The sequence below is a fragment of the Streptomyces yongxingensis genome, from assembly GCF_055597465.1.
The window spans coordinates 3,049,361-3,071,978 of sequence record NZ_CM145717.1; the positions used below are offsets into that span (position 1 = coordinate 3,049,361).

23 protein-coding genes are annotated in these 22,618 nt (G+C 72.1%); 13 read left to right on the plus strand and 10 right to left on the minus strand.

Annotated elements, in window-relative coordinates:
* The 4 genes from ACZ6TD_RS12800 to ACZ6TD_RS12815 all read left to right on the plus strand — a co-directional run bounded on the left by ACZ6TD_RS12800 (nucleotide 1) and on the right by ACZ6TD_RS12815 (nucleotide 2,606).
* Nucleotides 1-465: an SRPBCC family protein gene (locus ACZ6TD_RS12800; protein ID WP_471353591.1), complete on the plus strand. Its 465-nt coding sequence runs from the start codon at nucleotides 1-3 to the stop codon at nucleotides 463-465.
* Between the two features lie 2 nt (nucleotides 466-467).
* Nucleotides 468-797, plus strand: coding sequence for a TcmI family type II polyketide cyclase (locus ACZ6TD_RS12805; RefSeq protein ID WP_471357682.1), 330 nt, complete (start codon nucleotides 468-470; stop codon nucleotides 795-797).
* 338 nt (nucleotides 798-1,135) lie between these two features.
* The gene (locus ACZ6TD_RS12810; RefSeq protein ID WP_471353593.1) at nucleotides 1,136-1,720 is read left to right on the plus strand and encodes a hypothetical protein; all 585 of its coding nucleotides are present in this window, start codon (nucleotides 1,136-1,138) and stop codon (nucleotides 1,718-1,720) included.
* A 154-nt stretch (nucleotides 1,721-1,874) separates the two neighbouring features.
* Complete coding sequence (locus ACZ6TD_RS12815) at nucleotides 1,875-2,606, plus strand: class F sortase (protein ID WP_471353596.1); 732 nt, start codon at nucleotides 1,875-1,877, stop codon at nucleotides 2,604-2,606.
* 60 nt (nucleotides 2,607-2,666) lie between these two features.
* Here ACZ6TD_RS12815 and ACZ6TD_RS12820 read toward each other — a convergent pair whose 3' ends face one another.
* The 6 genes from ACZ6TD_RS12820 to ACZ6TD_RS12845 form a co-directional block, all read right to left on the minus strand.
* Nucleotides 2,667-3,539 carry a class I SAM-dependent methyltransferase gene (locus ACZ6TD_RS12820; protein WP_471353598.1) on the minus strand — a complete coding sequence of 291 codons (873 nt, stop codon included), beginning with the start codon at nucleotides 3,537-3,539 and terminating at the stop codon, nucleotides 2,667-2,669.
* Between the two features lie 134 nt (nucleotides 3,540-3,673).
* Complete coding sequence (locus ACZ6TD_RS12825) at nucleotides 3,674-4,279, minus strand: helix-turn-helix domain-containing protein (protein ID WP_471353600.1); 606 nt, start codon at nucleotides 4,277-4,279, stop codon at nucleotides 3,674-3,676.
* Between the two features lie 641 nt (nucleotides 4,280-4,920).
* Nucleotides 4,921-5,991, minus strand: coding sequence for a methyltransferase (locus ACZ6TD_RS12830; protein WP_471353601.1), 1,071 nt, complete (start codon nucleotides 5,989-5,991; stop codon nucleotides 4,921-4,923).
* An 11-nt stretch (nucleotides 5,992-6,002) separates the two neighbouring features.
* Nucleotides 6,003-7,079 (minus strand): right-handed parallel beta-helix repeat-containing protein, encoded by a 1,077-nt coding sequence (locus ACZ6TD_RS12835; RefSeq protein ID WP_471353603.1) that lies wholly within the window; start codon nucleotides 7,077-7,079, stop codon nucleotides 6,003-6,005.
* A gap of 117 nt (nucleotides 7,080-7,196) precedes the next feature.
* On the minus strand, nucleotides 7,197-8,360 hold the full coding sequence (locus ACZ6TD_RS12840) for an MBL fold metallo-hydrolase (RefSeq protein ID WP_471353605.1): 1,164 nt from the start codon (nucleotides 8,358-8,360) through the stop codon (nucleotides 7,197-7,199).
* A gap of 78 nt (nucleotides 8,361-8,438) precedes the next feature.
* On the minus strand, nucleotides 8,439-9,662 hold the full coding sequence (locus ACZ6TD_RS12845; protein WP_471357684.1) for an aminotransferase class I/II-fold pyridoxal phosphate-dependent enzyme: 1,224 nt from the start codon (nucleotides 9,660-9,662) through the stop codon (nucleotides 8,439-8,441).
* 106 nt (nucleotides 9,663-9,768) lie between these two features.
* Between ACZ6TD_RS12845 and ACZ6TD_RS12850 the strand changes: the two genes are divergently transcribed.
* A complete protein-coding gene (locus ACZ6TD_RS12850; protein WP_471353608.1) occupies nucleotides 9,769-10,311 on the plus strand; it encodes a hemerythrin domain-containing protein in 543 nt (180 codons plus the stop codon).
* On the opposite strand, the gene ACZ6TD_RS12855 is transcribed toward ACZ6TD_RS12850, so the two are convergent.
* On the minus strand, nucleotides 10,235-11,023 hold the full coding sequence (locus ACZ6TD_RS12855; protein WP_471353610.1) for an ANTAR domain-containing protein: 789 nt from the start codon (nucleotides 11,021-11,023) through the stop codon (nucleotides 10,235-10,237). The genes ACZ6TD_RS12850 and ACZ6TD_RS12855 overlap by 77 nt on opposite strands.
* A gap of 154 nt (nucleotides 11,024-11,177) precedes the next feature.
* Between ACZ6TD_RS12855 and ACZ6TD_RS12860 the strand changes: the two genes are divergently transcribed.
* Entirely contained in the window at nucleotides 11,178-12,368 is a 1,191-nt protein-coding gene (locus ACZ6TD_RS12860; protein ID WP_471353613.1) for a PAS domain-containing protein, read from the plus strand.
* A gap of 18 nt (nucleotides 12,369-12,386) precedes the next feature.
* Here the strand turns inward: ACZ6TD_RS12860 and ACZ6TD_RS12865 are convergent, their stop codons facing one another.
* Nucleotides 12,387-12,623, minus strand: a complete 237-nt coding sequence (locus tag ACZ6TD_RS12865; protein WP_471353615.1) for a hypothetical protein — start codon at nucleotides 12,621-12,623, stop codon at nucleotides 12,387-12,389.
* A 227-nt stretch (nucleotides 12,624-12,850) separates the two neighbouring features.
* On the opposite strand from ACZ6TD_RS12865, the gene ACZ6TD_RS12870 reads away from it, so the two are divergent.
* The 4 genes from ACZ6TD_RS12870 to ACZ6TD_RS12885 all read left to right on the plus strand — a co-directional run bounded on the left by ACZ6TD_RS12870 (nucleotide 12,851) and on the right by ACZ6TD_RS12885 (nucleotide 18,411).
* Nucleotides 12,851-13,816 (plus strand): TIGR03557 family F420-dependent LLM class oxidoreductase, encoded by a 966-nt coding sequence (locus ACZ6TD_RS12870; RefSeq protein WP_471353617.1) that lies wholly within the window; start codon nucleotides 12,851-12,853, stop codon nucleotides 13,814-13,816.
* Nucleotides 13,817-13,862: 46 nt separating this feature from the next.
* Nucleotides 13,863-15,668: a thiamine pyrophosphate-requiring protein gene (locus ACZ6TD_RS12875; protein WP_471353619.1), complete on the plus strand. Its 1,806-nt coding sequence runs from the start codon at nucleotides 13,863-13,865 to the stop codon at nucleotides 15,666-15,668.
* A 92-nt stretch (nucleotides 15,669-15,760) separates the two neighbouring features.
* The gene (locus ACZ6TD_RS12880; protein ID WP_471353621.1) at nucleotides 15,761-16,315 is read left to right on the plus strand and encodes a type 1 glutamine amidotransferase domain-containing protein; all 555 of its coding nucleotides are present in this window, start codon (nucleotides 15,761-15,763) and stop codon (nucleotides 16,313-16,315) included.
* On the plus strand, nucleotides 16,312-18,411 hold the full coding sequence (locus ACZ6TD_RS12885; protein WP_471353623.1) for a catalase: 2,100 nt from the start codon (nucleotides 16,312-16,314) through the stop codon (nucleotides 18,409-18,411). The genes ACZ6TD_RS12880 and ACZ6TD_RS12885 overlap by 4 nt, the downstream gene beginning before the upstream one ends.
* Nucleotides 18,412-18,801: 390 nt before the next feature.
* On the opposite strand, the gene ACZ6TD_RS12890 is transcribed toward ACZ6TD_RS12885, so the two are convergent.
* A complete protein-coding gene (locus ACZ6TD_RS12890; protein ID WP_471353625.1) occupies nucleotides 18,802-19,377 on the minus strand; it encodes a TIGR03086 family metal-binding protein in 576 nt (191 codons plus the stop codon).
* A 6-nt stretch (nucleotides 19,378-19,383) separates the two neighbouring features.
* Entirely contained in the window at nucleotides 19,384-19,923 is a 540-nt protein-coding gene (locus tag ACZ6TD_RS12895) for a phage holin family protein (protein ID WP_471353628.1), read from the minus strand.
* A 338-nt stretch (nucleotides 19,924-20,261) separates the two neighbouring features.
* On the opposite strand from ACZ6TD_RS12895, the gene ACZ6TD_RS12900 reads away from it, so the two are divergent.
* The 3 genes from ACZ6TD_RS12900 (at nucleotide 20,262) to ACZ6TD_RS12910 (ending at nucleotide 22,419) form a co-directional block, all read left to right on the plus strand.
* On the plus strand, nucleotides 20,262-21,431 hold the full coding sequence (locus ACZ6TD_RS12900; RefSeq protein WP_471353630.1) for a baeRF2 domain-containing protein: 1,170 nt from the start codon (nucleotides 20,262-20,264) through the stop codon (nucleotides 21,429-21,431).
* 101 nt (nucleotides 21,432-21,532) lie between these two features.
* Entirely contained in the window at nucleotides 21,533-21,916 is a 384-nt protein-coding gene (locus ACZ6TD_RS12905) for a DUF2795 domain-containing protein (protein WP_471353632.1), read from the plus strand.
* Between the two features lie 152 nt (nucleotides 21,917-22,068).
* On the plus strand, nucleotides 22,069-22,419 hold the full coding sequence (locus ACZ6TD_RS12910) for a CBS domain-containing protein (RefSeq protein WP_471353634.1): 351 nt from the start codon (nucleotides 22,069-22,071) through the stop codon (nucleotides 22,417-22,419).
* Nucleotides 22,420-22,618: the final 199 nt, after the last annotated feature.

The following is a 22,618-nucleotide window of genomic DNA, read 5'->3' on the forward strand; positions in this document are numbered from 1 at the left end:
ATGGCAGGCCACACCGACAACGAGGTCATGATCAAGGCGCCGTTCGACCTCGTCTGGGACATGACCAACGACCTGGAGAACTGGCCGCAGCTGTTCAGCGAGTACGCCTCGGTCGAGGTGCTCCAGCGGAACGGGGACACCACCACCTTCCGCCTGACCATGCATCCCGATGAGGACGGCAAGGTCTGGTCCTGGGTCTCCGAGCGGGAGACGGCCCGCGATGTGCGCACGGTCTGGGCGCGCCGCGTGGAGCCCGGCCCCTTCGCCTACATGAACATCCGCTGGGAGTACGAGGAGGAGTCCGAGGGCACCCGCATGCGCTGGACCCAGGACTTCGAGATGCGGCCCGACGCGCCGGTCGACGACGCCACGATGACGGACCACATCAACCGCAACTCCCGTATCCAGATGGACCTGATCCGGGACAAGATCGAGCAGCGGGCCCGGGAGACGGTGGGGGCATGAGCGTGTACCGCACCATGATCGTCGCCAAGATGCAGCGGGACGCGGCGCCGCAGGTCGCCAAGATCTTCGCGGAGTCCGACCGCGGCGAACTGCCCAAGCTGATCGGCGTCACCGGCCGCAGCCTCTTCCAGTTCGGCGATGTGTATCTGCATCTGATCGAGGCGGAGCGGCCGCCGGCCACGGAGGTCACCAAGTACTCCAAACACCCGGAGTTCCGCGACGTCAGCGCGCGTCTCCAGCCGTATATGCGGGCGTACGACCCGGAGACCTGGCGCGAGCCCAAGGACGCCATGGCCCACGAGTTCTACCGCTGGGACCGCGACCAGGGCTAGCGCACGTGTCGCGCCGCACGGGGCCGCCGACGGAGTTCACCTCCCGGCGGCCCTTTTTCGTTGTGCCCGCGAGTTCGTCATGCGCGGCGAGAGAGAATCCGCACTACTGAACTCATCGGAATGATGCCTGCCGAAAAGGTGAAATGGCATCACCTCATTCGCGCGGCGAACGAGTGATCATTGCGCTTATCTACACCCAGAGGGCTTACAACCGAGCAGATCGCGGGCCGCGCCGAGTGGCAGGGGGAGCCCTCTTCGCTGACGGTGGATGAGACGCCGCTGCGATCCCTTTATCTGGCAAATAGTCAGTATCGTGACGGCGCCGGAAGGAATGACTCATGCGATCTACTCGCGCACTCTTCACCGGGGCGGCGATTGCCGCCACCCTGACCCTGGGCGCCCCCGCCGCCGCGTTCGCCGCCGACGTCTCGGACCCGGGCGGTCACGGTGGGTACTCGAGCAGCCAGGAGTCCTCCGAGGACGGCTACGGCCAGGGCGGCAGCTCCTGGAAGGACAAGGAAGACCACGGCCGCGAGGAAGGCCGGGAAGAGCACGGCAAGGAAGAAGAGCAGGGCAAGGAAGAGATGAAGGGCAAGGAAGAGGGCGACGACTGGTCCTCCTCCCACGGCAAGGAAGAAGGCAAGGAGGAGGGCAAGGAAGAAGGCAAGGAAGAGGGCAAGGAGGAGGGCCGGGAGGAGGGCCGGGAGCACGAGTGGTCCGGTAAGAAGGACCACGACTGGTCCGGTGGCTCCTGGAAGGACCACGAGAAGGGCGAGAAGCCGCGCGGTGGCGTCCACACCGGTGGTGGCGGCATGGCCACCACGGGCAGCGGCATGGCCGCCGGCTCGGTCCTGCTCCTCGGTGGCCTCGGTGCCGGCGCCTACGCCCTGCGTCGCCGCAAGCCCACCGGCACCGCGATCTGAGCCTGACTCTTCGTATCCCGTGCTGCCGTGGCACCTCCGCCGAGCGGTGGTGCCACGGCAGTTCCACGAGCGCTGTGAGAAAAGCGGCCGTGAGAAAGGCGCCTTGAGCTGAGGCGCCATGAGACAAGGCGCTGTAAGAAAGGCGAACACCCCCATGGGAAAGCCGGTCAAGCAGGGCGCTGCCGATGGCAACACCCGCATTCTCCGCTGGGCCGCCGCGTCGGCCCTTATCGGCGTATTCCTCATCTACAACTCCGTCGACGCCGCCTCTCAGAACACCCCGTCGGCCCCGTCGGCCCGGCCCTCGGCCAGCTCCCCCGCGTCCATCTCCGAACCGGAGAGCGACACCTCCAACGAGGACGCCTACGCGGATTCCCCGGAGCCGACGACCGCCCCCGAGTCCCGTCCGGGACCCGCGCTGCCGCGCTCCCCCGCCTCCCATCTGGACATCCCCTCGATCGGCGTGAGCGCGCCCTTCACCCCGCTGGCGCTGGACGCCGCGGGCGTGCTGGTCCCGCCCCCGGACACCGAGCAGAACCTGGTGGGCTGGTACGAGGGCGGCCCCTCGCCCGGTGAGCGCGGCAACGCCATCGTGGCCGGGCATGTGGACACCAAGATCGGCCCGGCGGTGTTCTACCCGCTCAGCCAGCTCAAGCCGAAGAGCAAGGTGGCCATCACCCGCGAGGACGGGATCGTGGCGACCTTCGTGGTCGACAAGATCAAGACGTTCAAGAAGAACGCCTTCCCGGACGAGCAGGTGTACGGGGACACCCCCAACGCCCAGCTCCGGCTGATCACCTGCGGCGGAGTCTATGACCACACGGCCAAGGACTACACGGCCAATGTGGTGGTGTTCGCGCACCTGTCCTCGTACCGGTACAGCTAGCTGTACTGAGGCAAGTAACTGGCTGCCGGCGCTGCCCGACAGGCAACGGGCGGCCCGGGGTCAGCCGCGGCGGGCGGCCCAGACGGTGCGCTCGGTGCGGACCGCGAGGTCGCTTCGGCGCAGGATGCTGTGTGGGCTGTCGACATCCAGGAGTTCGTCGAGTGCGACGAGGTCTTCGGGGCTGAGTGCGGGTGCGGCGGCGCCGCGGATGCGCTGCAGGCTGCCGTGGGCATAGCGGCCGATGGCCTGACTGTGGTTGCCTTCGATGTTCACGGTGATGGTGCGCTCGTCCTCGACGGTGAACCCCGCGGCGGTCAGCATCGGCCCCCAGTCGGCACCGCGGTGGGGTACGTGTTCGGCGTGATAGCTGTCGGTTGCGGCATGGGCGCGCTCTTCGAGCCCAGGTCGGCCCTCGGGCGCGTCGGCGGGCAGGAATCGGGGGAAGCCGTCCAGTTCCACGACGGCGAACAGGCCGCCCGGCGCGAGCAGTTCGTGGACGGCGGCCAGTGCGCGGTCGGGGCGGGCCATGTGGTGCATGGAAGCGGAGGCCCACACCAGGTCCGGTGTGCCTAGGTCGGGCCAGTGGTCGGCGTCGAGGTCGGCCTGCACGGTGCGCACGCGGTCCCGCATGCCGCGGGCGCGTGCCTTCTCGCGCAGGAGCTGCAGGTGGCCGGCGGAGGCGTCGACGGCGGTGACGTGCGCGTCGGGGAAGCGTTCAAGGAGGGCGAAGGTGCCCGCACCGGTGCCGCAGCCCAGATCCACGATCTGGCGCGGCTCGGACTTCAGCGGGAGCCAGGCGGTGATGGACGCGATGTGCTCGGCGAGCACCTCGGCGTCCAGGTCGAGGATCTCTGCCTGGCCGCTGTCGTCGTGCGCCTGGTGGTGGCCGTGCGAGCCGCCATGGTGAGGGGTGTGCTGGTGCGCTGGGGTCATGTCGTCACCGTAGCCAGGTCATGCGCGAACCGCACAACTACTTGCGGAATACGCAAGGAGGTGACCGGATGCGCTGCCCGTCACGCAAAATCGCCCTCCTCGGCGGGCGGTACACCCCGTGCGGACAGGAGCCGCTACCCGCAGGGGCCCCGCGCACTGTCGCAGTCGGCGGATTCGCCTACGTCGGGTTGGTGGCCGCGGCGGGCATCGCGGTCGAAGATGCCCATGATCTCGCACGGACCACCCTCGGCGCCGATGGCGTGCGGCATCATGGTGGGGAACTCGGCGGCCTGGTTGGTCTCGATGCGGAACCGGCGGTGGCCGAGCATGAGAATCGCCGTACCGGACAGAACCACCATCCATTCGTGGCCGGGGTGGGCGCGCATGCGGGAGGGATTGTCGGGGGGCGGTTCGGTCATCCGCTGACGCATGACGCTCATGCCGGGGTCGCCCTTCACGGGCCAGCGCATCAGGCCGCGGGTGCCGTCGATCATCGGGCTGATGACGACGTCGGCGGCGGCGTTCTCCACGAGCTGGTCCAGGGTGGTGTCCAGGGCGCGGGCGAGAATGACGAGCTGGTCGAGGGCGAGGCGGCGCTGACCGTTCTCGATGCGGCTGAGCGAGGACTGGCTGAGGTTGGCGCGGGTGGCCAGTTCCTCCAGGGACCAGCCCTGTGCGACCCGCAGGGCGCGGATCCGTTTGCGTACGAGGCTGTCCAGCTGCCCATCTTCTTGCTTCATAGGCAACATGCTATGCCTTTGCTGCAACGCGGGCTTGACGTCGTCGCATGCAGATGGGTCCAGCACGGGGGGCCACGTACGACGAAAGGGCGCGACATGTCTGCGCGGACTTCCCGTACGGAGAAACACCACGGTGCCCGCGTCGTCCTCGACGACGCGGGCACCGTGGTGTTGGTGCGGCTGGGGGTCCGGCGGAGCACGCGGCGGAGCCGCACAGCGATGCTTTCCCCTCCCCGCCCCTTCCCGATACCAGGGGCTCCGCCCCTGGACCCCGGGGGTTAAGGGGCGGAGCCCCGACACGCGGCGGAGCCGCATATCGACGCCGCGGGGCCGCAGGAAGGGGCGGAGCCCCCGACCGGAGTCTGCAGCAGAGCCCCCGGCCGGGGGCTGCAGCGGAGCCCCGGGCCGGGGGCTGCGGCAGAGCCCCGGGCCGGGGTCTGGGGCGGAGCCCCCGGCCGGGGTCTGGGGCGGAGCCCCCGGCCGGGGTCTGGGGCGGAGCCCCCGGCCGGGGTCTGGGGCGGAGCCCCCGGCCGGGGGCTGGGGCGGAGCCCCCGGCCGGGGGCTGGGGCGGAGGCCCGGTTGTGGGAAGGGGCGGGGAGGGGGACGGCCCGCCGCAGGCGTCACGATCCGCCGGACACCCCTTAGCGGCGGACCTTGTCGGGCACCGTGGAGTCGAAGGCGTACAGAGCGCCGTTGACGGGCCGGATGTCGGTCACGTTCAGACCGGCCTCGGTCATCCGCGCCACCATGCTCTCCTCGGTGTGCTTCCGGCCGCCCACATTGAGCAGCAGGAACAGGTCCATCGCCGTGGTGAAGGAGGACGGGCTGTTGTCGACGAGGTTCTCGATGACGACCACCCTGGCGCCGGGCCGCGCCGCAGCGACCACGTTGGCGAGCGTCCGGCGGGTGCTCTCGTCGTTCCATTCGAGGATGTTCTTGATGATGTAGAGGTCGGCCTCGACGGGGACCTCACGGCGGCAGTCGCCGGGCACGAGCGTCGCCCGCGAGGCCAGCGCCCCGCCGTCCCGCAGCCGCGGATCGGCGTGCGCCACCACCTGCGGCAGGTCCAGCAGCGCGCCGTGCAGCGCCGGGTGCTTCTCCAGCAGGCTGGCCAGCACATGCCCCTGGCCGCCGCCGATGTCCACCACCTCCTTGACCCCGTCGAGGTCGAGGAAGGCGGCGACGTCGGTGGCGGACTGCCGGCTGGAGGTGGTCATCGCGGCGTCGAACACCCGGGCCGACTCGGGCGCGTCCTCATGGAGATAGGCGAAGAAGTCCTTGCCGTAGATCTCGTTGACGACACAGCCGCCGGTGCGCACCGCCCGGTCCAGCAGCGGCCACGCCTCCCAGGTCCACGGCTCGGTGCACCACAGGGCGATGTTCCGCAGGCTGCCCGGGGTGTCCTCGCGCAGCAGCCGGGACATCTCGGTGTGCCGGAAGCGGCCGTCGTCGGTCTCGGCGAAGATCTGACAGCAGGCCAGGGAGCGCAGCAGCCGGCGCAGCGGATCGGGCTCGACGTCCACGGCGGAGGCCAGCTCACCGATGGAGGCGGGCCGGTCGCCCAGCGCGTCGGCGATCCGCAGCCGGACCGCGGCGCGCACCGAGGCCGCCCGTGCGGCGCCGAAGACGATTTCGCGCAGCCGCATGGGCGGCGGGAGCGCGGCCGGTGGCGGCTGTGCCGCGGCGGCTCTGTCGGTGTCCACAGTGGTCATGTCGCCACCTCTCAGCACCGGCCCGTGGGCGCGGACAGCTCACAGACGTTGTCGGTGAAGGTGTTGTCGGGGCCCTTGTCCCGGTCGGCGAGGTCGGCGGGCTTGTTGCCGCTCATCACGTTCCGGCTGATGGCGTTCTTGGCGTTGGGGGCGCCGACGACGCTGGTGTAGAGCACGATCCCGCCGGACATGGGCGAGGTGCCCACGTTGTCGTTCACCTGGTTGCCCGTCACCCGGGTGGACTCGGCGCCGGTGAGCACGATGCCGGCGCCCTGGATGAAGGGGAGCCGGTCGGTGGCCGCGCAGTAGGCGTTGTTCTCGTAGACGGTGTTGTGGCGGACGTTGAGGTCCCCGGCGCGCGGGGTCGACTCGTCGCCGACGATGAACACCCCGGCGCAGTTGGCGGTGATGGTGTTCCCCTCGACCGAGAGGTCGCGCAGCCGGCGGACCACGACACCGGTCCGGTTGCCGCTGAGCTGGTTTCCGGCCACCAGGGTGCCCAGGGCGTCGGTGGCGCCGCCCTCGGCGTCGATGGTGTTGGCCAGGAAGACGCCGGACTGCTTGTTGTCGCGCGAGACGTTGTCGGCGAAGGTGCCGCGGGTGGACATCTCCTGGCCCATGCCCTGCTGGCCGTTGTCCTCGGTGGTGGTGTTCCGTACGGTCATCCGGTCGGTGCCGGAGCCCCAGATGCCGTTCTTGGGGAAGCCGGTGACCTTCAGTGAGCCGATCCGGACATCCGAGACGGGGTCTTCGGCCGTCCCGGTGACGCAGATGCCGTGGCCGGCCTCGCCGCAGGCGTTGGCCGACGGCTTCGCGGCCGGGGAGAGCACGGTGGACTCGCCCGCGCCGATCAGGGTCAGCCGGTCGGTGGTGATCTGGATGTTCTCCCGGTAGGTGCCGGGCCGGATCTCGATGGTGTCGCCGGGCTCGGCGGCGTCCACGGCGGCCTGGATGGACTGGCCGGGCTGGACCACATGGCGGGTCGCGGCCTGGTCGACGGGGGCGGCGTGGGCTCCGGGGAGCTGGGCGAGTTCGATGACGAGGACGGCCGTGAGGCCGGCGAGGTGGCGGAGTTTAGGTGTGCGCATGAAAAGGAAGTTAGGTGCGCTCCGCACCGCTCGCCACTTATGTTCCACTCATCACTTATGCACCGGATTAACCCACTTGGTGGCTTGGTCCGCGCTCCCCCACGACGGCGGCGCGGCTCATTCGAGCACGCGGGATGCCCCGACCGGCAGATCCCACAGCTCCTCGCGCGGGCGCCCGGTGGTCTCCCAGGCCGCGCGGACCCGGTGCAGCGGCTCCAGGGGCGGCTCGGCCGAGAGCAGGAAGGTGGACCAGTGCATGGGCGCCAGCACCCGCGCCCCCAGGTCCAGATGCGCCTGTACGGCCTCCTCCGGGTCGGTGTGCACCCCGCTCAGCATCCAGCGCGGCTCGTACGCGCCGATGGGCAGCAGCGCCACATCGATGCCCGGGTAGCGGCGGCCGATCTGCTGGAACCAGTGGCCGTAGCCGGTGTCCCCGGCGAAGTACACCCGATGTCCGCCGGGCGCGGTGATGACCCATCCGCCCCACAGCGAGCGGCAGGTGTCGGTGAGGGTGCGCTTGCTCCAGTGGTGGGCCGGGACGAAGTCGAAGCGGACCGGGCCGTCCTCGCCGGGCAGTTCGGCCGCCTCCCACCAGTCCAGTTCGGTCACCCGGGTGAATCCGCGCGCCCGGAACCAGCGGGCCAGCCCGGCGGGCACGAAGACCGGCGTCGTCTTCGGCAGCCGTTTGACCGTGGGCGCGTCCAGATGGTCGTAGTGGTTGTGGCTGATGACGACCGCGTCCACCGGCGGCAGGTCCTCCCAGCGGACCCCCACCGGAGTGACCCGGGCCGGGGTGCCGAGGATCTTGCGGGCCCAGACCGGGTCGGTGAGCACGGTGAGCCCGCCGATCCGCACCACCCAACTGGCGTGCCCGGCCCAGGTGAGCGCGGTCCGGCCGGGGCCGGTGAGCGGCAGCGGCCCCGGTTCGAAGGGCAGCTCGGGGATCTCGCGGAGGGACTCCACGGGCGGTCTGAGCCGGCCCTCCCGGGCCAGCCGGGCCAGCGCCCGCACCCCCGGCAGCGGGGAGGTGAGCCGGTCGGCGAACGACGGCGGCCAGTCGCGGATCTCGCCCGGCGGACGCGGGGCGCCCGGCTCGGGGGCGGCCGGTCCGGGGCCGGTCGGCTCGGGGCCGGTCGGCTCGAGGGCGGCTTGCTCGGGGGCGCCCGGCTCGAGGGCGGCCGGGGCCAGCCGGTGCCGGGCGGCGGAGCCGGGCCGGGCGCGGCGCCGCCCGGCCGGTTCCGCCGGTTCCGCCGGTTCCGCCTGCTCGGCGTGGTCGGTCATGGCCTGGCTCCCTTCCGTATCTGGGCCGTGTCCGGGCCGGTCCTTCGGTGCCGGCGCGCCATGGAGGTCCGGGGCGGCTCAGGTCACCGGACTGCTTTCGATCAGGTCGCGGAAGGCCGCCTCGAAGGCGCCCAACGCCGCGGCCACATGGGGCAGTTGCAGCGGATCCGGCGTCCGGAGCGCCCGTAGCCGCGACTCCTCCGCCGCGCCGAGCAGCGGCAGGGTCGCCAGCCGGAGCCGCAGGGTGTGCGGGGGGTCGCCGAAGCGGTGGCCCCCGGCCACGCTCCGGCCGATCCGCCGCACCAGCTCGCGCTCCAGCTCCACCGAGTCGGTGATGCCGCGGGCGGCGAGCACCCCCCGCAGCTCGTCCAGATCGGCGTAGAGGTGCCGACCGGTCTGCGGCGGGCGGGCCAGCGCCCCGACGGCGGTCAGCGCGCGGTAGGCGGCCGCGGCCACGGCCCCGTGCGCCCGGGCCGCCGCGGCCATCCGGTCCCGGACCGGCTCGGGCTCGCCGAGGGCGTACGCGGCGGCCGCCGCGATGGGAGCGGGCAGCCCGGAGCGTACGGCGGTGAGCATGGACAGCACCCGGCCGCGCAGCTCCGCCCCGCGCTCGGTCGCGGGGAACCGGGCGATCGCGGCGGGCCAGCCCGCCGGGGTGAAGGCGCCCGCCAGGTCCGAGAGCACGATCACGTTCTCGGGGGACATCTCGGCGGGGCTGAGCAGCACCGTGCCCTGCGGATGGTGGACGGTGTCCCGCCAGGTCTCGTCGCTGACGATCAGCAGCCCCTCGGCCACGGCCGCCTCGCACACCTCGTGCAGCAGCTCGGGCGGGGCCACGGTGCCCGTGGGGTCGTCGGCCGCCGACAGCAGCAGCACCCGGGGCACCCCGCCCTCGGCGCGGATCCTGCGGACGATCTCCAGCAGCGCGAACGGATCGGGCAGCCCACCGCATTCGGCCGGGACGGGCGCGTGGTGGGCGCGCCGGTCCACCAGCCGCACCAGCGGCGCGTACCAGGCGGCGCAGGGGCGGGGCAGCAGCACATCGCCGCCGGGGGCCGAGGCGAGCAGCGCCAGCAGCAGCGGCTCGGCGCCGGGGGCGACCACGACGTGCTCCGGGTCGGTCCACAGCCCGCGCCGCGACCAGTAGCCGCAGGCCGCAGAGCGCAGTCCGGCCGAGCCGCCGACCGGCTCCGGCGCGGTGTGACCGGCCGCCGCGACGAAGCTGTCGAACAGCTCCGGGAGGACCGGCAGTCCGCCGTCGTCCCGGTCCGCCGGTGCCGGGGCGGTCCACTGCCGCTGCATTCCGTCCACACCTCCGCCCGTGTCCGGCGCGTCACCGCCCACGTATGTCCACCTTCGCAGATCTCCGGCGCCGTTTCGCGGAAGGGGCCCGGGGGACCCGGGCGCCATGACAGCGATGCCGGAACAACACGATGTGGTGGACCTGCTCACCGCGGACCACCGCGCGGTGCGCGACCTCTTCGAGGGGTACCGCGCCGCCACCGACCCCGAGCGGCGGCGGCAGCTGGTCGACCGGATGACGGTGGAGGTGGTGCGGCACTCCGTGGCCGAGGAGGCCCATCTGTACCCCACGGTCCGCAAGGCGCTGCCGAACGGCGACCGGATCGCCGACGAGGAGATCGAGGAGCTGACCGAGGCCGAGCGGATCCTGTCCGACCTGGACGCCGTGGACCCCCGGGACCGGCGGTTCGACCCGCTGGTCCGGGAGCTGATGGACGTGGTGTCCATGCACATCCGCGGCGAGGAGGACCTGGTCTTCCCCGAGCTGCGGGAGCGGCTCACCCCCGAGGAGCGGATGGCGCTGGGCCTGCGGGTCGGCGAGGCGACGGCCGCGGTGCAGGGCGTGCCCCCGGTCAGCCCGGAAGGTCCCGGTCCGGGCCGGACGCTGGCCGATCGGGTCCGGGAGCTGCTGACCGGCCGAACTCGATGAGGTTCCGCTCCAGGCCGCGGCCGCGGGTGCGCACCACGGTCTCGGCGAGCTCCGCCAGCTTGCGGTTGGTCCGCTGGGAGAGCCGGCGCAGCAGGTCGAACGCCTGGTCCGGGTCGCAGCCCAGGACGTACATGACGATTCCGCACGCCTGGTCCACCACCGGCCGGCTGCGCAGCGCCGTGTCCAGCTGGTCGACCTGGACCAGGGCGGCGCGGTAGAGCCGGTCCCGCGCCATGCTCTCGGTGGCCAGGTCGCCGAGCAGCTCGGTGGCGCCCTGGGCGGCCTTCCTGAGGGGACCTGGGCGCAGCCCGTAGACCGAGACGGTGACGGTGAGCCCGTCGTAGGCGAAGGGCAGGGCGGCGGAGGACCGGATGCCCGCGTCCAGCGCCCGGGCGCGGTAGCGCGGCCAGCGGTCGTCGTGGAGCAGATCGTCGGCGCCCGCCGGGCGGCCGGTGTCGAGCGCCGCGATGATCGGGCCCTCCCCCTCGCTCAGCTGGACCGACACCAGCGGGGGCAGATCGGGGTGGGTGGCCACCGTGGTCCGGTCGGCGTCCACGGCGCCGGAGGGCTCCTCGGCGAGCACGGCGGTGGCGGTGGCCCCGCAGCTGTCGGGCGTGCCCGCGGCGGCCTGCTCCGCCAGTTCGACCAGGCCGCGCCCGAGGGATGGTGCGTCGGTCTGGCGGGCCACGCGGATATGCGTACGGTCGGGCATCGCCGGATCCACTCCTTTCACTCGGTTTTCACTCGGTGCGATCTGCTGTCCGGCCCCGTCCCCCCGGGACCCCGATTTTTTCGCCTTCCCATGGCATTGAGTGGAAAACAACACCCATGCGGTCCTCCGGGGTCGCTCAGGCTACGGTGTGCCCATGCCAGGCGCAGAGCAGTTTGGTGCGGAACTCTCGGACTTCCGCAGACGAGTCGAGGAGTTGCGGACCGCGCGGGCGCTGCCTCCGCAGGAGCGGCCGTCCCTGCTGGACGCCGCTCTCTTCGAGCTGCAGCATGTCGTGGACGTGCTGTGGCCGCGGTACGAGGAGCTGACGGCCACCTCCCGGAGCCCCGGCGGGGGCCGGGGCGACCCGCAGGAGCAGCAGCTGCTGCGGGCGCTGTTCCAGCGGCTGCCGATCGCTACGGTGCTGCTGGACCGCGATGCCGTGGTGCGGCGCATGAACTTCACCGCCACCCAGTTGTTCCACACGCGGGCCGGATACGCCACCGGTCGCCCGCTCACCGCCGCGCTGCGGCGCGACGCGCAGGCGGCGCTGCGCTCGCAGGTCGCCGCCGTCGCGCGCGGCGAGGGCGACCGCAGCCTGACGGTGTGGCTGTCGCAGCCGCCCGTCCACGGTGAGGCGCGGGTGACCCTGGCCGCGCTGCGGCCGCCGGGCGAGCCGCATCCGGCGGTGCTGGCGGCGTTCCAGCCCGGGGTGGCCGGCCCGCCGGCGGGCGAGGGGGCGGCAGAGATGTGGCCCCAGGAGTCGCGGCCGGATCTGGGCGAGGTGTCCCGCCATGTCGAGCTGCTGGACCTGGTGGACGACACGGCGGCGGCGCTGCTGAGGGTGGCGTCGGCCGAGGGCGGTCCGGAGGCCGTGCTGACCGCGGCCGCGGAGGTGCTGCACGGCCGGTTCGCGGACTGGGTGATCGCCGACCTGGCCCCGGAGGACGGTCCCGGCAACCCGCGCCGGGTGGTGGCGCTCGGCCCGCGGGACGCGGTGGGCGACCGTACGGCGTCCCTGGCCGAGCAGGATCCGGCCGACTGCCCCCTGGTGGTGGACGCGCTGTACGACGGGGCCTCCGCGCTGCGGGTGAGCCCGGTCGACGCCGACGCCTTCGGCCGGGACGGGACGGGCGCTCCGGTGCTGGTGCGGGAGGAGGTCACCTCGCTGCTGTGCATACCCCTGCGCGCCGGCACGGGCCCGGTCCTGGGGGTGCTCACGCTCTTCCGTACGGGCGGGCGCGGTGCCTTCGAGATGGCGGAGGCGGGCGTGGCGGACCGGATCTCCCGCCATGTCGCCCTGGCCATGCCGCGTACGGCCCCGCGCGCCCCGGCGCCCGGGGCGTGACCCGCGTACGGTCCCCTCTCAGGCGACACCTGCGCCCGCCTGCCTGCCCAGGCGGGCGCTGTCGCTGAGCAGGCGGGAGACCCGCGTCCGGGAGATGCCGAGCCAGTCGGCGATCCGGGCTTCCATGCCGGTGCGCGCGTCGGCCTCGCTCAGACCGGTGTGGGCGGCGATCCGGCGGAACTCCGCGGAGGTGTCCGGGGCGTCGTCGTGCGGATGCCGGGGATGTGCTCGGGGATGTGCTCGTACGGACGTCATACGCCGTATCTCCCTTGAGCTGTCGTCGGTCTCACCGCGAGGGCGAAACCGGACGAAAAGCGCGATCCGCTGGTCACGCCGCCGGCAGCCGGGTCGCTCCCGTGGCGTGCCTCCGGTCCGAAGCGCACCGGCCAGGTGCCCGCCCCGGGCCGTATCAAACGAGGTTTCCTTCCCCGGGCCCCGGTTACCCGTCGCATCTGCCGGCATCCGCGCTCGAGGAGGGCCCCATGACCGAGTACGGCTACTTCCTGGCCGCCGAAGAACACGGGCCCGCGGACCTTGTCGAGCAGGCCCGGATGGCGGAGCAGGCAGGCTTCAGTCATTTGTGGATCTCGGACCACTACCACCCCTGGAACGCCGCCCAGGGCCAGAGCTCCTTCGTCTGGTCGGTGATCGGCGCCCTCGCGCAGGCCACCAGCCTGCCCGTGCAGACCGCGGTGACCTGCCCCACCATCCGTATCCACCCCGCCATCGTGGCCCAGGCCGCCGCGACCAGCGCGGTGCTGCTGGAGGGCCGCTTCCGGCTGGGTGTGGGCAGCGGCGAGGCGCTGAACGAGCACGTACTGGGCGACCGCTGGCCGCCCGCGCCGATCCGGCTGGAGATGCTGGAGGAGGCCGTGATGGTGATGCGCCAACTGTTCGAGGGGCGCCGCGTCACCCATCACGGCAAGCACTACACGGTGGAGAACGCCCGGCTGTACACCGTGCCCGAGGAGCCGGTGCCCATCGACATCGCGGCCTTCGGATCGGCCGCCGCCGCGCTGGCCGGACGGGTCGGCGACGGCTTCATCACCATGACCCCGGACGCGGAGCTGGTGGCGCGGTTCCGGCGCGGCAGCGGCGCCGGGGGCAACAGCAAACCGGCCCGCGGCGGCCTGAAGGTGTGCTACAGCGCGGACCCCGACGAGGCGCTGCGCACCGCCCACCGGCTGTGGCCGACCGAGGCGCTGCCCGGCGAGGTGCTGTCGACGCTGACCACCCCGGGCCAGTTCGAGCAGGCCGCCCAGCTCGTCACCCCCGAGCGGGTGGCCGACGCAGTGGTCTGCGGGGATGACGCGGAGGCGCACGTGGCCGCGCTGACCGCGTACGCCGAGGCCGGATTCGACACCGTCTACGTCAATCAGATCGGCCCCGACCAGCGCGGCTTCTTCGACTTCTACCGCACCAAGGTGCTGCCGCAGGTGGCCGGTTGACAGCGATCACCGAGAAGAGCGATCGCGAGAGGAGCGATGACCCACCATGACCATGAAAGTGGCCGACTACATCCTCGCCCGACTGTCGGAGTGGGGTGTCGAGCATGTGTTCGGCTACCCGGGGGATGGAATCAACGGCCTGCTCGCCGCATGGGGGCGGGCCGAGAACGAGCCCCGGTTCATCCAGGCCCGGCACGAGGAGATGGCCGCGTTCCAGGCCGTGGGCTACGCCAAGTTCAGCGGCCGCCTCGGCGTCTGCGCGGCGACCTCGGGCCCCGGCGCGATCCACCTGCTGAACGGGTTGTACGACGCCAAGATGGACCACGTCCCGGTGGTGGCGCTGGTCGGCCAGACCCACCGCAGCGCGATGGGGGGCTCGTACCAGCAGGAGGTGGATCTGCACAGCCTCTTCAAGGACGTGGCCTCGGACTTCCTGGAGACGGTCACCGTCCCCGAGCAGTTGCCCAACGTCCTGGACCGGGCCATCCGCACCGCCTACGCCCGCCGCGCCCCCACCGCCGTGATCATCCCGGCGGATGTGCAGGACCTCGACTACTCCGCGCCCACCCACGAGTTCAAGATGGTGCCCTCCAGCCTGGACCGCAGCGGCTGGTCCGCGGTGCCCTCCAACAGCGCGGTGGAGCGGGCCGCGGAGGTGCTGAACGCGGGCGAGCGGGTGGCGATCCTGGTCGGCCAGGGCGCGGCCGGGGCGCGCAAGGAGGTCCAGCGGGCCGCCGAAACCCTCGGCGCCGGGGTCGCCAAGGCGCTGCTCGGCCTGGACGCGCTCAGCGATGAACTGCCCTATGTCACCGGGTCCACCGGGCTGCTGGGCACCCGCCCCTCGTACGAGATGATGCGGGACTGCGACACCCTGCTGACCATCGGCTCCAGCTTTCCGTACAGCCAGTTCCTGCCGGAGTTCGGCAAGGCGCGCGGGGTCCAGATCGATCTCGATCCGCACATGATCGGGATGCGCTATCCGTACGAGGTCAACCTGGTCGGCGACGCGCGCGAGACCCTGCTGCGGCTGCTGCCGCTGCTGGAGCGCAAGGAGGCGCGGGACTGGCAGGAGGAGATCATCGCGGGCGTACGGCGCTGGCGCGAGGTGATGGGCTCCCGCGCGGAGGTGTCCGCGGACCCGGTCAACCCCGAGTACGTGGCCCACTGCCTGGACCCGCTGCTGCCCTCGGACTCCATCGTCACCTGCGACTCCGGCTCCGTCGCCAACTGGTACGCGCGCCATGTGCGGATGCGCGGTGAGATGCGCGGCTCGCTGTCGGGCACGCTGGCCACGATGGGCTGCGGGGTGCCGTACGCGATCGGCGCCAAGTTCGCCCGTCCGGACCGGCCGGCGGTGGCGCTGGTCGGGGACGGCGCGATGCAGATGAACGGCCTGGCCGAGCTGATCACGGTGGCCAAGTACCGCCAGTTGTGGGAGGACCCCCGGCTGGTGATCGCCGTCTGGAACAACCAGGACCTCAACCAGGTCACCTGGGAGATGCGGGCGATGGGCGGGGCGCCGCAGTTCCTGCCCTCGCAGGCGATTCCCGATGTCTCCTACGCGCGGTTCGCCGAATCGCTCGGCATGACCGGCATCCGGGTGGAGAAGCCCGAGCAGGTCGAGCAGGCGTGGCACGAGGCGCTGAGCGCGGACGGCCCGGCGGTCGTGGAGTTCCTCACCGACCCGGACGTCCCCCCGATCCCGCCGCATGCCACCTGGGAGCAGATGGAGGCCACGGCCGAGTCGATCCTCAAGGGCGACGCGGACCGGGCGGGCATGGTCCGCCAGGGCCTGAAGGCGAAGGTGCAGGAGTTCCTGCCGCACCGGAAGAAGACGTCGGACGACGCCTGATGCACCTGATGTTCCCGTTTCGACCCCGTCCGCGCTGGCTACCCGCCGCACCGGACGCATGCGATACCCGGACCGGAAGGACGTGAGCAGCAATGAAGGTCGCCTTTCTCGTCGCCCCGGAAGGCGTGGAACAGGTCGAGCTGACCGACCCCTGGCAGGCGGTCCGGGACGCCGGGGGCACCCCCCGTCTGGTGTCCACCAAGCCCGGCCGCATCCAGGCGTTCAACCATCTCGACAAGGCGGACACCTTCGAGGTCGACCAGGTCGTGAAGGACGCGACGGTCGGGGAGTACGACGCCCTGGTGCTGCCCGGCGGGGTGGCCAACCCCGACTTCCTGCGCCTGGACGACAAGGCGGTCGCCTTCGCCAAGGGCTTCTTCGACGCGGGCAAGCCGGTGGCCGCGATCTGCCACGCCCCCTGGACGCTGGTGGAGGCCGATGTCGTACGCGGCCGCACCCTGACCTCCTGGCCGAGTCTGCGCACCGACATCACCAACGCCGGCGGAACATGGGTGGACGAGCAGGTCAAGGTCTGCACCGGCGGCCCCAACGCCCTGATCACCAGCCGTAAGCCGGACGATCTCAAGGCGTTCTGCGAGGCGTTCCTGGAGGAGTTCGCGAAGACGACGAAGGGATCGGCACGATGACGGAGGACCGCAAGGAACGGCAGCGCGACAGGTACCGCGCGCCCGACCCCGCCGAAGGGCCGCTCACCACCGACCAGGGCGTGGCCGTCGACCACACTGATGACGCCCTCACCGTGGGCGAGCGCGGCCCGACCCTGATGGAGGACTTCCACTTCCGCGAGAAGCTGACCCATTTCGACCATGAGCGCATCCCGGAGCGGGTGGTGCACGCGCGGGGCGCGGGCGCGTACGGCTACTTCGAGCCGTACGAGTCCTGCGCGGAGTTCACCCGCGCCGCCTTCCTCCAGGATCCGTCCGTGCGTACCCCGGTCTTCGTGCGGTTCTCCACCGTGCAGGGGCCCCGGGGCTCGGCGGACACGGTGCGGGACGTGCGGGGCTTCGCGACGAAGTTCTACACCTCGGAGGGCAACTACGACCTGGTCGGCAACAACATGCCGGTCTTCTTCATCCAGGACGGGATCAAGTTCCCCGACTTCGTGCACGCGCTCAAGCCGGAGCCGCAGAACGACATCCCGACCGGCGCCTCCGCCCATGACACCCTGTGGGACTTCGTCTCGCTCCAGCCCGAGACCATGCACATGATGATGTGGCTGATGTCGGACCGGGCGATTCCACGCAGCTACCGGATGATGCAGGGCTTCGGGGTGCACACCTTCCGCTTTGTGGACGCGCAGGGCCGCGGCACCTTCGTGAAGTTCCACTGGAAGCCGAAGCTGGGCGTCCACTCGCTGGTGTGGGACGAGGCGCAGGAGTGCCAGGGCCGCGACCCGGACTTCAACCGGCGCGATCTGTGGGAGGCGATCGAGGCGGGTCAGTACCCCGAGTACGAGCTGGGGGTGCAGCTGATACCGGAGGAGGACGAGTTCAACTTCGACGTCGATCTGCTCGACGCCACCAAGATCATTCCGGAGGAGCAGGTGCCGGTGCGGCCGATCGGCCACATGGTCCTGAACCGCAACCCGGACAACTTCTTCGCGGAGACCGAGCAGGTGGCCTTCCACACCGCGAACGTGGTCCCCGGGATCGACTTCACCAATGACCCGCTGCTGCAGGCCCGGAACTTCTCGTATCTGGACACCCAGCTGATCCGGCTGGGCGGGCCCAACTTCTCGCAGCTCCCGGTCAACCAGCCGGTCGCCCCGGCCCGGACCAACCACCGGGACGGCTACCACCAGACCGCGCTCCACCGCGGCACCAACTACTCGCCCAACTCCCTCGGCGGGGGCTGCCCGGCCCTCGCGGGGGCGGACGGCTATGCCTTCTCCCACTACGCGGAGCGGGTCGACGGCGACAAGATCCGCAAGCGGAGCGAGTCCTTCAAGGACTTCTACAGCCAGGCCGCGCTGTTCTGGAACAGCATGAGCGACTGGGAGAAGCGCCATATCGTGGACGCCTTCCGCTTCGAGCTGGGCAAGGTCGGCGCGGTGCATGTGCGGGAGCGCACGGTCGAGCAGCTGGCCCGGGTCGACTACGACCTGGCCTCGCAGGTGGCCCAGGGCATCGGCGTGGCGAATCCGGAGCCGGGCGCCAACAACCACAAGCCGCAGGTCTCGCCCGCGCTGAGCTTCGACAACCTCCAGGGCGACGGCTCGATCCGCACCCGCCAGATCGCGGTACTGGTCATGGACGGCGTGGACACCGGCCAGCTCACCCAGGCCCAGGAGGCGCTCACCGCCCAGGGAGCCGTCGTCGAGGCCCTCGCCCCGCACGACGGCAAGGTACTCGGCGCCGACGGCAACGGCTACGCGGTGGACCGCGCCCTCCCCACGGTCGCCTCCGTCCTCTACGACGCCCTCCTCCTCCCCGGCGGCCCCACCGGCACCCCCGGCCTGGCCTCGGACAGCGAGGCCATGCGCTTCGTCCGCGACGCCTACCGTCACGGCAAGCCCATCGGCGCCCTCGGCTCCGGCGTCGGCATCCTCTCCTCCCTGGACCCGGAGGGCCTCCACATCGCCTCCGGCCACGGCCACGTCTGCACCGACCGCGGCGTCGTCACGGACACCACGACGGGCACGGCGAGCGAGGAATTCACCCAAGCCTTCACCGAAGCCATAGCCGCCCACCGCCACTGGGACCGCCCACGGGTCCGCTGCTGAATTCCGCGGGGCGCGGTGGGCCGATATGCGGGTGGGGGTGTGGGCGGAGTCTGGCTCCGCCCACACCCCCACCCGCCGGCAACGTGCGGACCCGGGCGCGCTCGCGCGGGGCCCGCTCGGGGGCGGCTGGGGCTTGCCGGGGCGGGCTCGTCGAGGCGGGCCCCGCCCGCGGGTGAGCGGGCACACTCGGGCCCGGGTTACCGGGCGCACTCGGGCCCGGGTTACGGCGCGTTCGGCGCGTCCGGCCTCGGGCCTCGTCGGCGCGTCGGACACGTGTCGGTGCGAGGTGAGGCGGGGCGGGGGTGCCGGGAGCGGGGTTCGGGGCGGAGCCCCGGTGGGGGTGAGGGGGCGGAGCCTCCTCTTTCGGGAAGGGGCGGGGTGGGGAACTGCCTACGGCTCGCGGCCCAGCAGGGCCAGGAGCCGCGCCTGCGCATCCGCCCCCGCCGGAGGCTCAACCGGCGCCGCAAACAGCCCGCTCTCCTCCAAATCCGCCGCATACGGCGCGACCTCCCGCACCGAAAAGTCCACCAGCGGCTTAGGAATGCGCTCATCCGCCCCGATGGCCCGGGCCAGATCCCACGCGTGCACCGCCGCGTCAGCCGTCATCTGCGCGCAGTAATGCGTCGCGGGGCTCTCCCCGTACGAGAGGTCGACCATCCGGTCGAGCGCCCCCGGCTCACGGAAGGCATCCCGCGCCGCAGTCGCCACCACGTCCCACGTGGCGACGGGGTCGTCACCGAGCAGATCGCCCTCCAGCGCATCGCTCTGGTCACCGGCGCTCGCCCCCTCCCGGACCAGCGGCGGCACCCACATCTGCTCGACGGCGAGATGGTTCACCAGGTCGCGTACGGTCCACTCGGTGCAGGGCGTCGGGTCGTCCCACTGATCGGGCCGGACCGCGTGCACCCGTTCGGTGAAGAGGTCCAGCGCCTCGCCGTACCTGGTCAACAGCGGATTCTCCGCCATGGTCGATCACCCCGTGTGAGGAGGATGAGGGGGCTGAGGAGGCGCCCCGGGCCCCGGAGGCGTCGGAGGCGCGGCAGGCCCGGCTGGACCACCAGAAGGCCCGGCAGGACCACTGGGGCCACCAGAAGGCCCGGCAGGACCACCGGGTCCGGGAGGAGCAGCGGGCCCCGAAGGGGCAGAAGGCGCGGAAGGCGCGGAAGGCGCGGAAGGCGCGGTCGGCCCAGAAGGCGCACTGGGCCGCCGCCCCGCCCCCTGCCCCGCCGCGTTCTTCAGCCACCCCGCCACCACCAGCAACAGCGCGAAAACGACGAGCGCCGCCGCCCACCCCGGCAGCGCCAGCGCGAACAGCAGCACCAGGCACGCCGTCAGCGCACCCCCCGCGTAGAGCGCGGCCGCCGCCGCGCCACCGTAGAGGCGGACCGCGCGCCGCCCGGACTGCTCGCGCAGCTCCCGGCGGACTTCTTCGCGGACGGCTCGTGCGACCGGCTCCGCCACATCCCCGGCCGAGGGTATGCCCGCCTTCGGATAGGCCGATTTATCAGTCATGTGCCGCCGGGTACCCGTCCCCACCCTCGTTAACAGTCCTCGAACAGTCCTCGTCGACCCGGACGGACCACGGGTACGCGGGCACTTCCGCAGGGCATTTCCGCAGGGCGCTTCCGCAAGCGCCCTTCCGCAGGGCACGGCGCCGGACCCGGCCCCTGATGTCCCGCGTCCGACGCCGCTCCTCACTCCCTACGGGCCGCTCGGCCGAACGACGGGTCCCCCTCCCCCACGAGCCCCAAACATCGGCCTCGAACCTCGGCCCCCAATCGTCCCGACGACCTCGTGTCGATACCGCCGTCATGGGTACGCGTGGGGGACGCGAAATCTGGAGGGAGTACATGCGACTCGGACATCTCCAACCGCTCTACGACCGCCCGGGCCCCTGGGCCAGCGTCTACTTCGACACGTCGCACCCCGACGAGTCCGCGGCCGAGGAGCAGGAACGCGCCGCCCGCGAGGCGAGCCGCCGGCTGGAAGGGCAGGGCGCCGACCAGGCCACCTGCCGCGCGGTGTACGAAAGGCTGACCGCGCTGCCGCCCGCCGCCGGCCCGGCCGGGTGGGCCGTCTTCGCCACGGCCGGCGAGGTGGTCCTCGACACCCCGCTGCTGACCCCGCCGCCGATGAGCGAACCCCCGTGCTGGTCGGCGCTTCCGCATGTGGGACCGCTGCTGGAGCTGACCGGCGAGGACCCGTCCTGCCTGGTGGCGTACATCGACCGCACCGGCGCGGACGTCGAGCTGCGCGACGCACGCGGCGGCGACCGGGTCGGCTCCGTGGAGGGCCGGCAGTGGCCGGTGCACCGGACCGCCAGCGCCGACTGGTCGGAGCGCCACTTCCAGCTCAAGACCGAGAACACCTGGGACCAGAACGCGGCGCTGATCGCCGACGCGCTGGGCGCCTGCCAGAAGGAGACCGGCGCGGATCTGGTGCTGCTGGCCGGGGACCCGCGCGAGCGCCGCGCGGTCCACGAGCAGTTGCCCAAGGAGCTGCGCTCGGCGGCGGTGGAGACCTCGCGCGGGGGCCGCGCCCCCGGTTCCGCCCCGCCCGGCAGCCACGCCGCCCGGCTGCTGGACCAGGAGGTGGACGAGGCACGCGCCCGGTACGCCCATGAGCGCGGCGAGGAGGCGCTGGAGCGGTTCCGGGCCGGCCGGATGCCCTCCGGCGGGCGCGTGGAGGCCGCCGAGGGGGTTCCGGCGCTGGTCGACGCGGCGCGTGAGCACCGCATAGGCTCGTTGCTGATACGCCCGGACGGGCCCGATCTGTACCGCGAGGTATGGGTGGGCACCGAACCCGACCAGCTGGCATTGCGCCGCACGGATGTCCAGTACCTGGGCGACACCCGGCCGTCCCCGGCCCGCGCCGACGACGCGCTGATCCGCTCGGTCGTGGCCACCGGCGCCGAAGCGCTGACGGTGGCACCGGCCGAGGGGGAGACGAACGGCGACGACATCCCGGTGGGCGGCCTCGGCGCACTGCTGCGCTGGCCGTACGACGGCGGCGCGGATTGAACATCCCGGGAGCGGAGGTGAACGTCCCGGGAGCGGATGGACATATCCCGGAAGATGACCGACCCGGGAGACACACGGACCCGCTGAGGAAGGCGACCGACATGCAGCGAGGCAGCGACCGGCTGAGCGTCCACAAGGACGACGAGATGAAGCACGAGCTCCAGGGGCTGATCCGCTCCGGACACCCGACCCGTGCCGAGGAATGGCACGACCCGGAGCCGGCCGCCGACGACGACCCGGACGTCGCCCTGGGGCCGGTCCCGGCGCGGGGGACGACCGGTGAGGCCGAGGCGGTGCGGTTCGAGTTCGCCCGCCGGCTCGGACGTACGTCCTTCCCGGCCGATCGTGAGGAGCTGCTGCGCGTCCTGGAGGACCGGCACGCACCGGACGGGCTGATCGCTCTGGCCGAGGAACTGCCCGCCGACCAGACGTTCCACACGGTGCAGGAGGTGGTCTCGGCGCTGGGGCTGCGCCCGAGCACGTAGGAGTTCGCTCAGGGATTGCGGACGGCGCGTACCCGTCGCGCATACCTCCCGCCCCGCCTGGGTACTGCGGGCAGCACATCACCCACGAAGGGGGAGGTGGACAGATGCCCCACGACCCACCTCGCGACCCGACGCGCCCGGTGCGGGAGGTCATGACACGGCCCGCGATCTGGGTGCGCCCCGACGCCTCGCTGGTGGAGGCCGCGCAGTTGATGCGCGCCCAGGACATCGGCGATGTGCTGGTCGCCAGCGACGGGGAGGTGCTCGGGGTCCTCACCGACCGCGACATCACCCTCCGCGCGGTCGCCGAGGGCGTCGACCCGCTCGCCGTCACCTGCCACGCCGTATGCACCCCGGACCCGGTGACGATCGGGCCGGACGAGGAGGTGGCCGAGGCGGCCGCGCTGATGCGACGGCATGCGGTGGGACGGCTCCCGGTGGTCGAGGCGGGGCGTGCGCTGGGCGTGATCAGCCGGGGCGATGTGACGGGGCCGCGTGTGTGACGGGGTCGCCTGTGTGACGGGGTCGCCTGTGTGACGGGGCTGCCCCGAATTCCCGCATCGCCATTCCCGGCATCACCATGCCCGCGTCACGTTCTGCCGAAGGGGCGGTGGGGTTCGCCTCCCCACCGCCCCTTCGCCGCGATACCGGCCACTCATATATTGAGACGGTTCTTCTCGTGATGCGAGATGCCTTCTACGG

Coding starts and splice junctions, on each gene's coding strand:
- ACZ6TD_RS12870 (WP_471353617.1), top strand. CDS start 12,851: ATGACCGAGTACGGCTACTTCCTGGCCGCCGAAGAACACGGGCCCGCG.
- ACZ6TD_RS12910 (WP_471353634.1), top strand. CDS start 22,069: ATGACACGGCCCGCGATCTGGGTGCGCCCCGACGCCTCGCTGGTGGAG.
- ACZ6TD_RS12850 (WP_471353608.1), top strand. CDS start 9,769: ATGACAGCGATGCCGGAACAACACGATGTGGTGGACCTGCTCACCGCG.
- ACZ6TD_RS12820 (WP_471353598.1), bottom strand. CDS start 3,539: ATGACCCCAGCGCACCAGCACACCCCTCACCATGGCGGCTCGCACGGC.
- ACZ6TD_RS12835 (WP_471353603.1), bottom strand. CDS start 7,079: ATGCGCACACCTAAACTCCGCCACCTCGCCGGCCTCACGGCCGTCCTC.
- ACZ6TD_RS12890 (WP_471353625.1), bottom strand. CDS start 19,377: ATGGCGGAGAATCCGCTGTTGACCAGGTACGGCGAGGCGCTGGACCTC.
- ACZ6TD_RS12885 (WP_471353623.1), top strand. CDS start 16,312: ATGACGGAGGACCGCAAGGAACGGCAGCGCGACAGGTACCGCGCGCCC.
- ACZ6TD_RS12825 (WP_471353600.1), bottom strand. CDS start 4,279: ATGAAGCAAGAAGATGGGCAGCTGGACAGCCTCGTACGCAAACGGATC.
- ACZ6TD_RS12860 (WP_471353613.1), top strand. CDS start 11,178: ATGCCAGGCGCAGAGCAGTTTGGTGCGGAACTCTCGGACTTCCGCAGA.
- ACZ6TD_RS12810 (WP_471353593.1), top strand. CDS start 1,136: ATGCGATCTACTCGCGCACTCTTCACCGGGGCGGCGATTGCCGCCACC.
- ACZ6TD_RS12900 (WP_471353630.1), top strand. CDS start 20,262: ATGCGACTCGGACATCTCCAACCGCTCTACGACCGCCCGGGCCCCTGG.
- ACZ6TD_RS12875 (WP_471353619.1), top strand. CDS start 13,863: ATGACCATGAAAGTGGCCGACTACATCCTCGCCCGACTGTCGGAGTGG.
- ACZ6TD_RS12905 (WP_471353632.1), top strand. CDS start 21,533: ATGCAGCGAGGCAGCGACCGGCTGAGCGTCCACAAGGACGACGAGATG.
- ACZ6TD_RS12845 (WP_471357684.1), bottom strand. CDS start 9,662: ATGCAGCGGCAGTGGACCGCCCCGGCACCGGCGGACCGGGACGACGGC.
- ACZ6TD_RS12830 (WP_471353601.1), bottom strand. CDS start 5,991: ATGACCACTGTGGACACCGACAGAGCCGCCGCGGCACAGCCGCCACCG.
- ACZ6TD_RS12880 (WP_471353621.1), top strand. CDS start 15,761: ATGAAGGTCGCCTTTCTCGTCGCCCCGGAAGGCGTGGAACAGGTCGAG.
- ACZ6TD_RS12855 (WP_471353610.1), bottom strand. CDS start 11,023: ATGCCCGACCGTACGCATATCCGCGTGGCCCGCCAGACCGACGCACCA.
- ACZ6TD_RS12815 (WP_471353596.1), top strand. CDS start 1,875: ATGGGAAAGCCGGTCAAGCAGGGCGCTGCCGATGGCAACACCCGCATT.
- ACZ6TD_RS12800 (WP_471353591.1), top strand. CDS start 1: ATGGCAGGCCACACCGACAACGAGGTCATGATCAAGGCGCCGTTCGAC.
- ACZ6TD_RS12895 (WP_471353628.1), bottom strand. CDS start 19,923: ATGACTGATAAATCGGCCTATCCGAAGGCGGGCATACCCTCGGCCGGG.
- ACZ6TD_RS12840 (WP_471353605.1), bottom strand. CDS start 8,360: ATGACCGACCACGCCGAGCAGGCGGAACCGGCGGAACCGGCGGAACCG.
- ACZ6TD_RS12865 (WP_471353615.1), bottom strand. CDS start 12,623: ATGACGTCCGTACGAGCACATCCCCGAGCACATCCCCGGCATCCGCAC.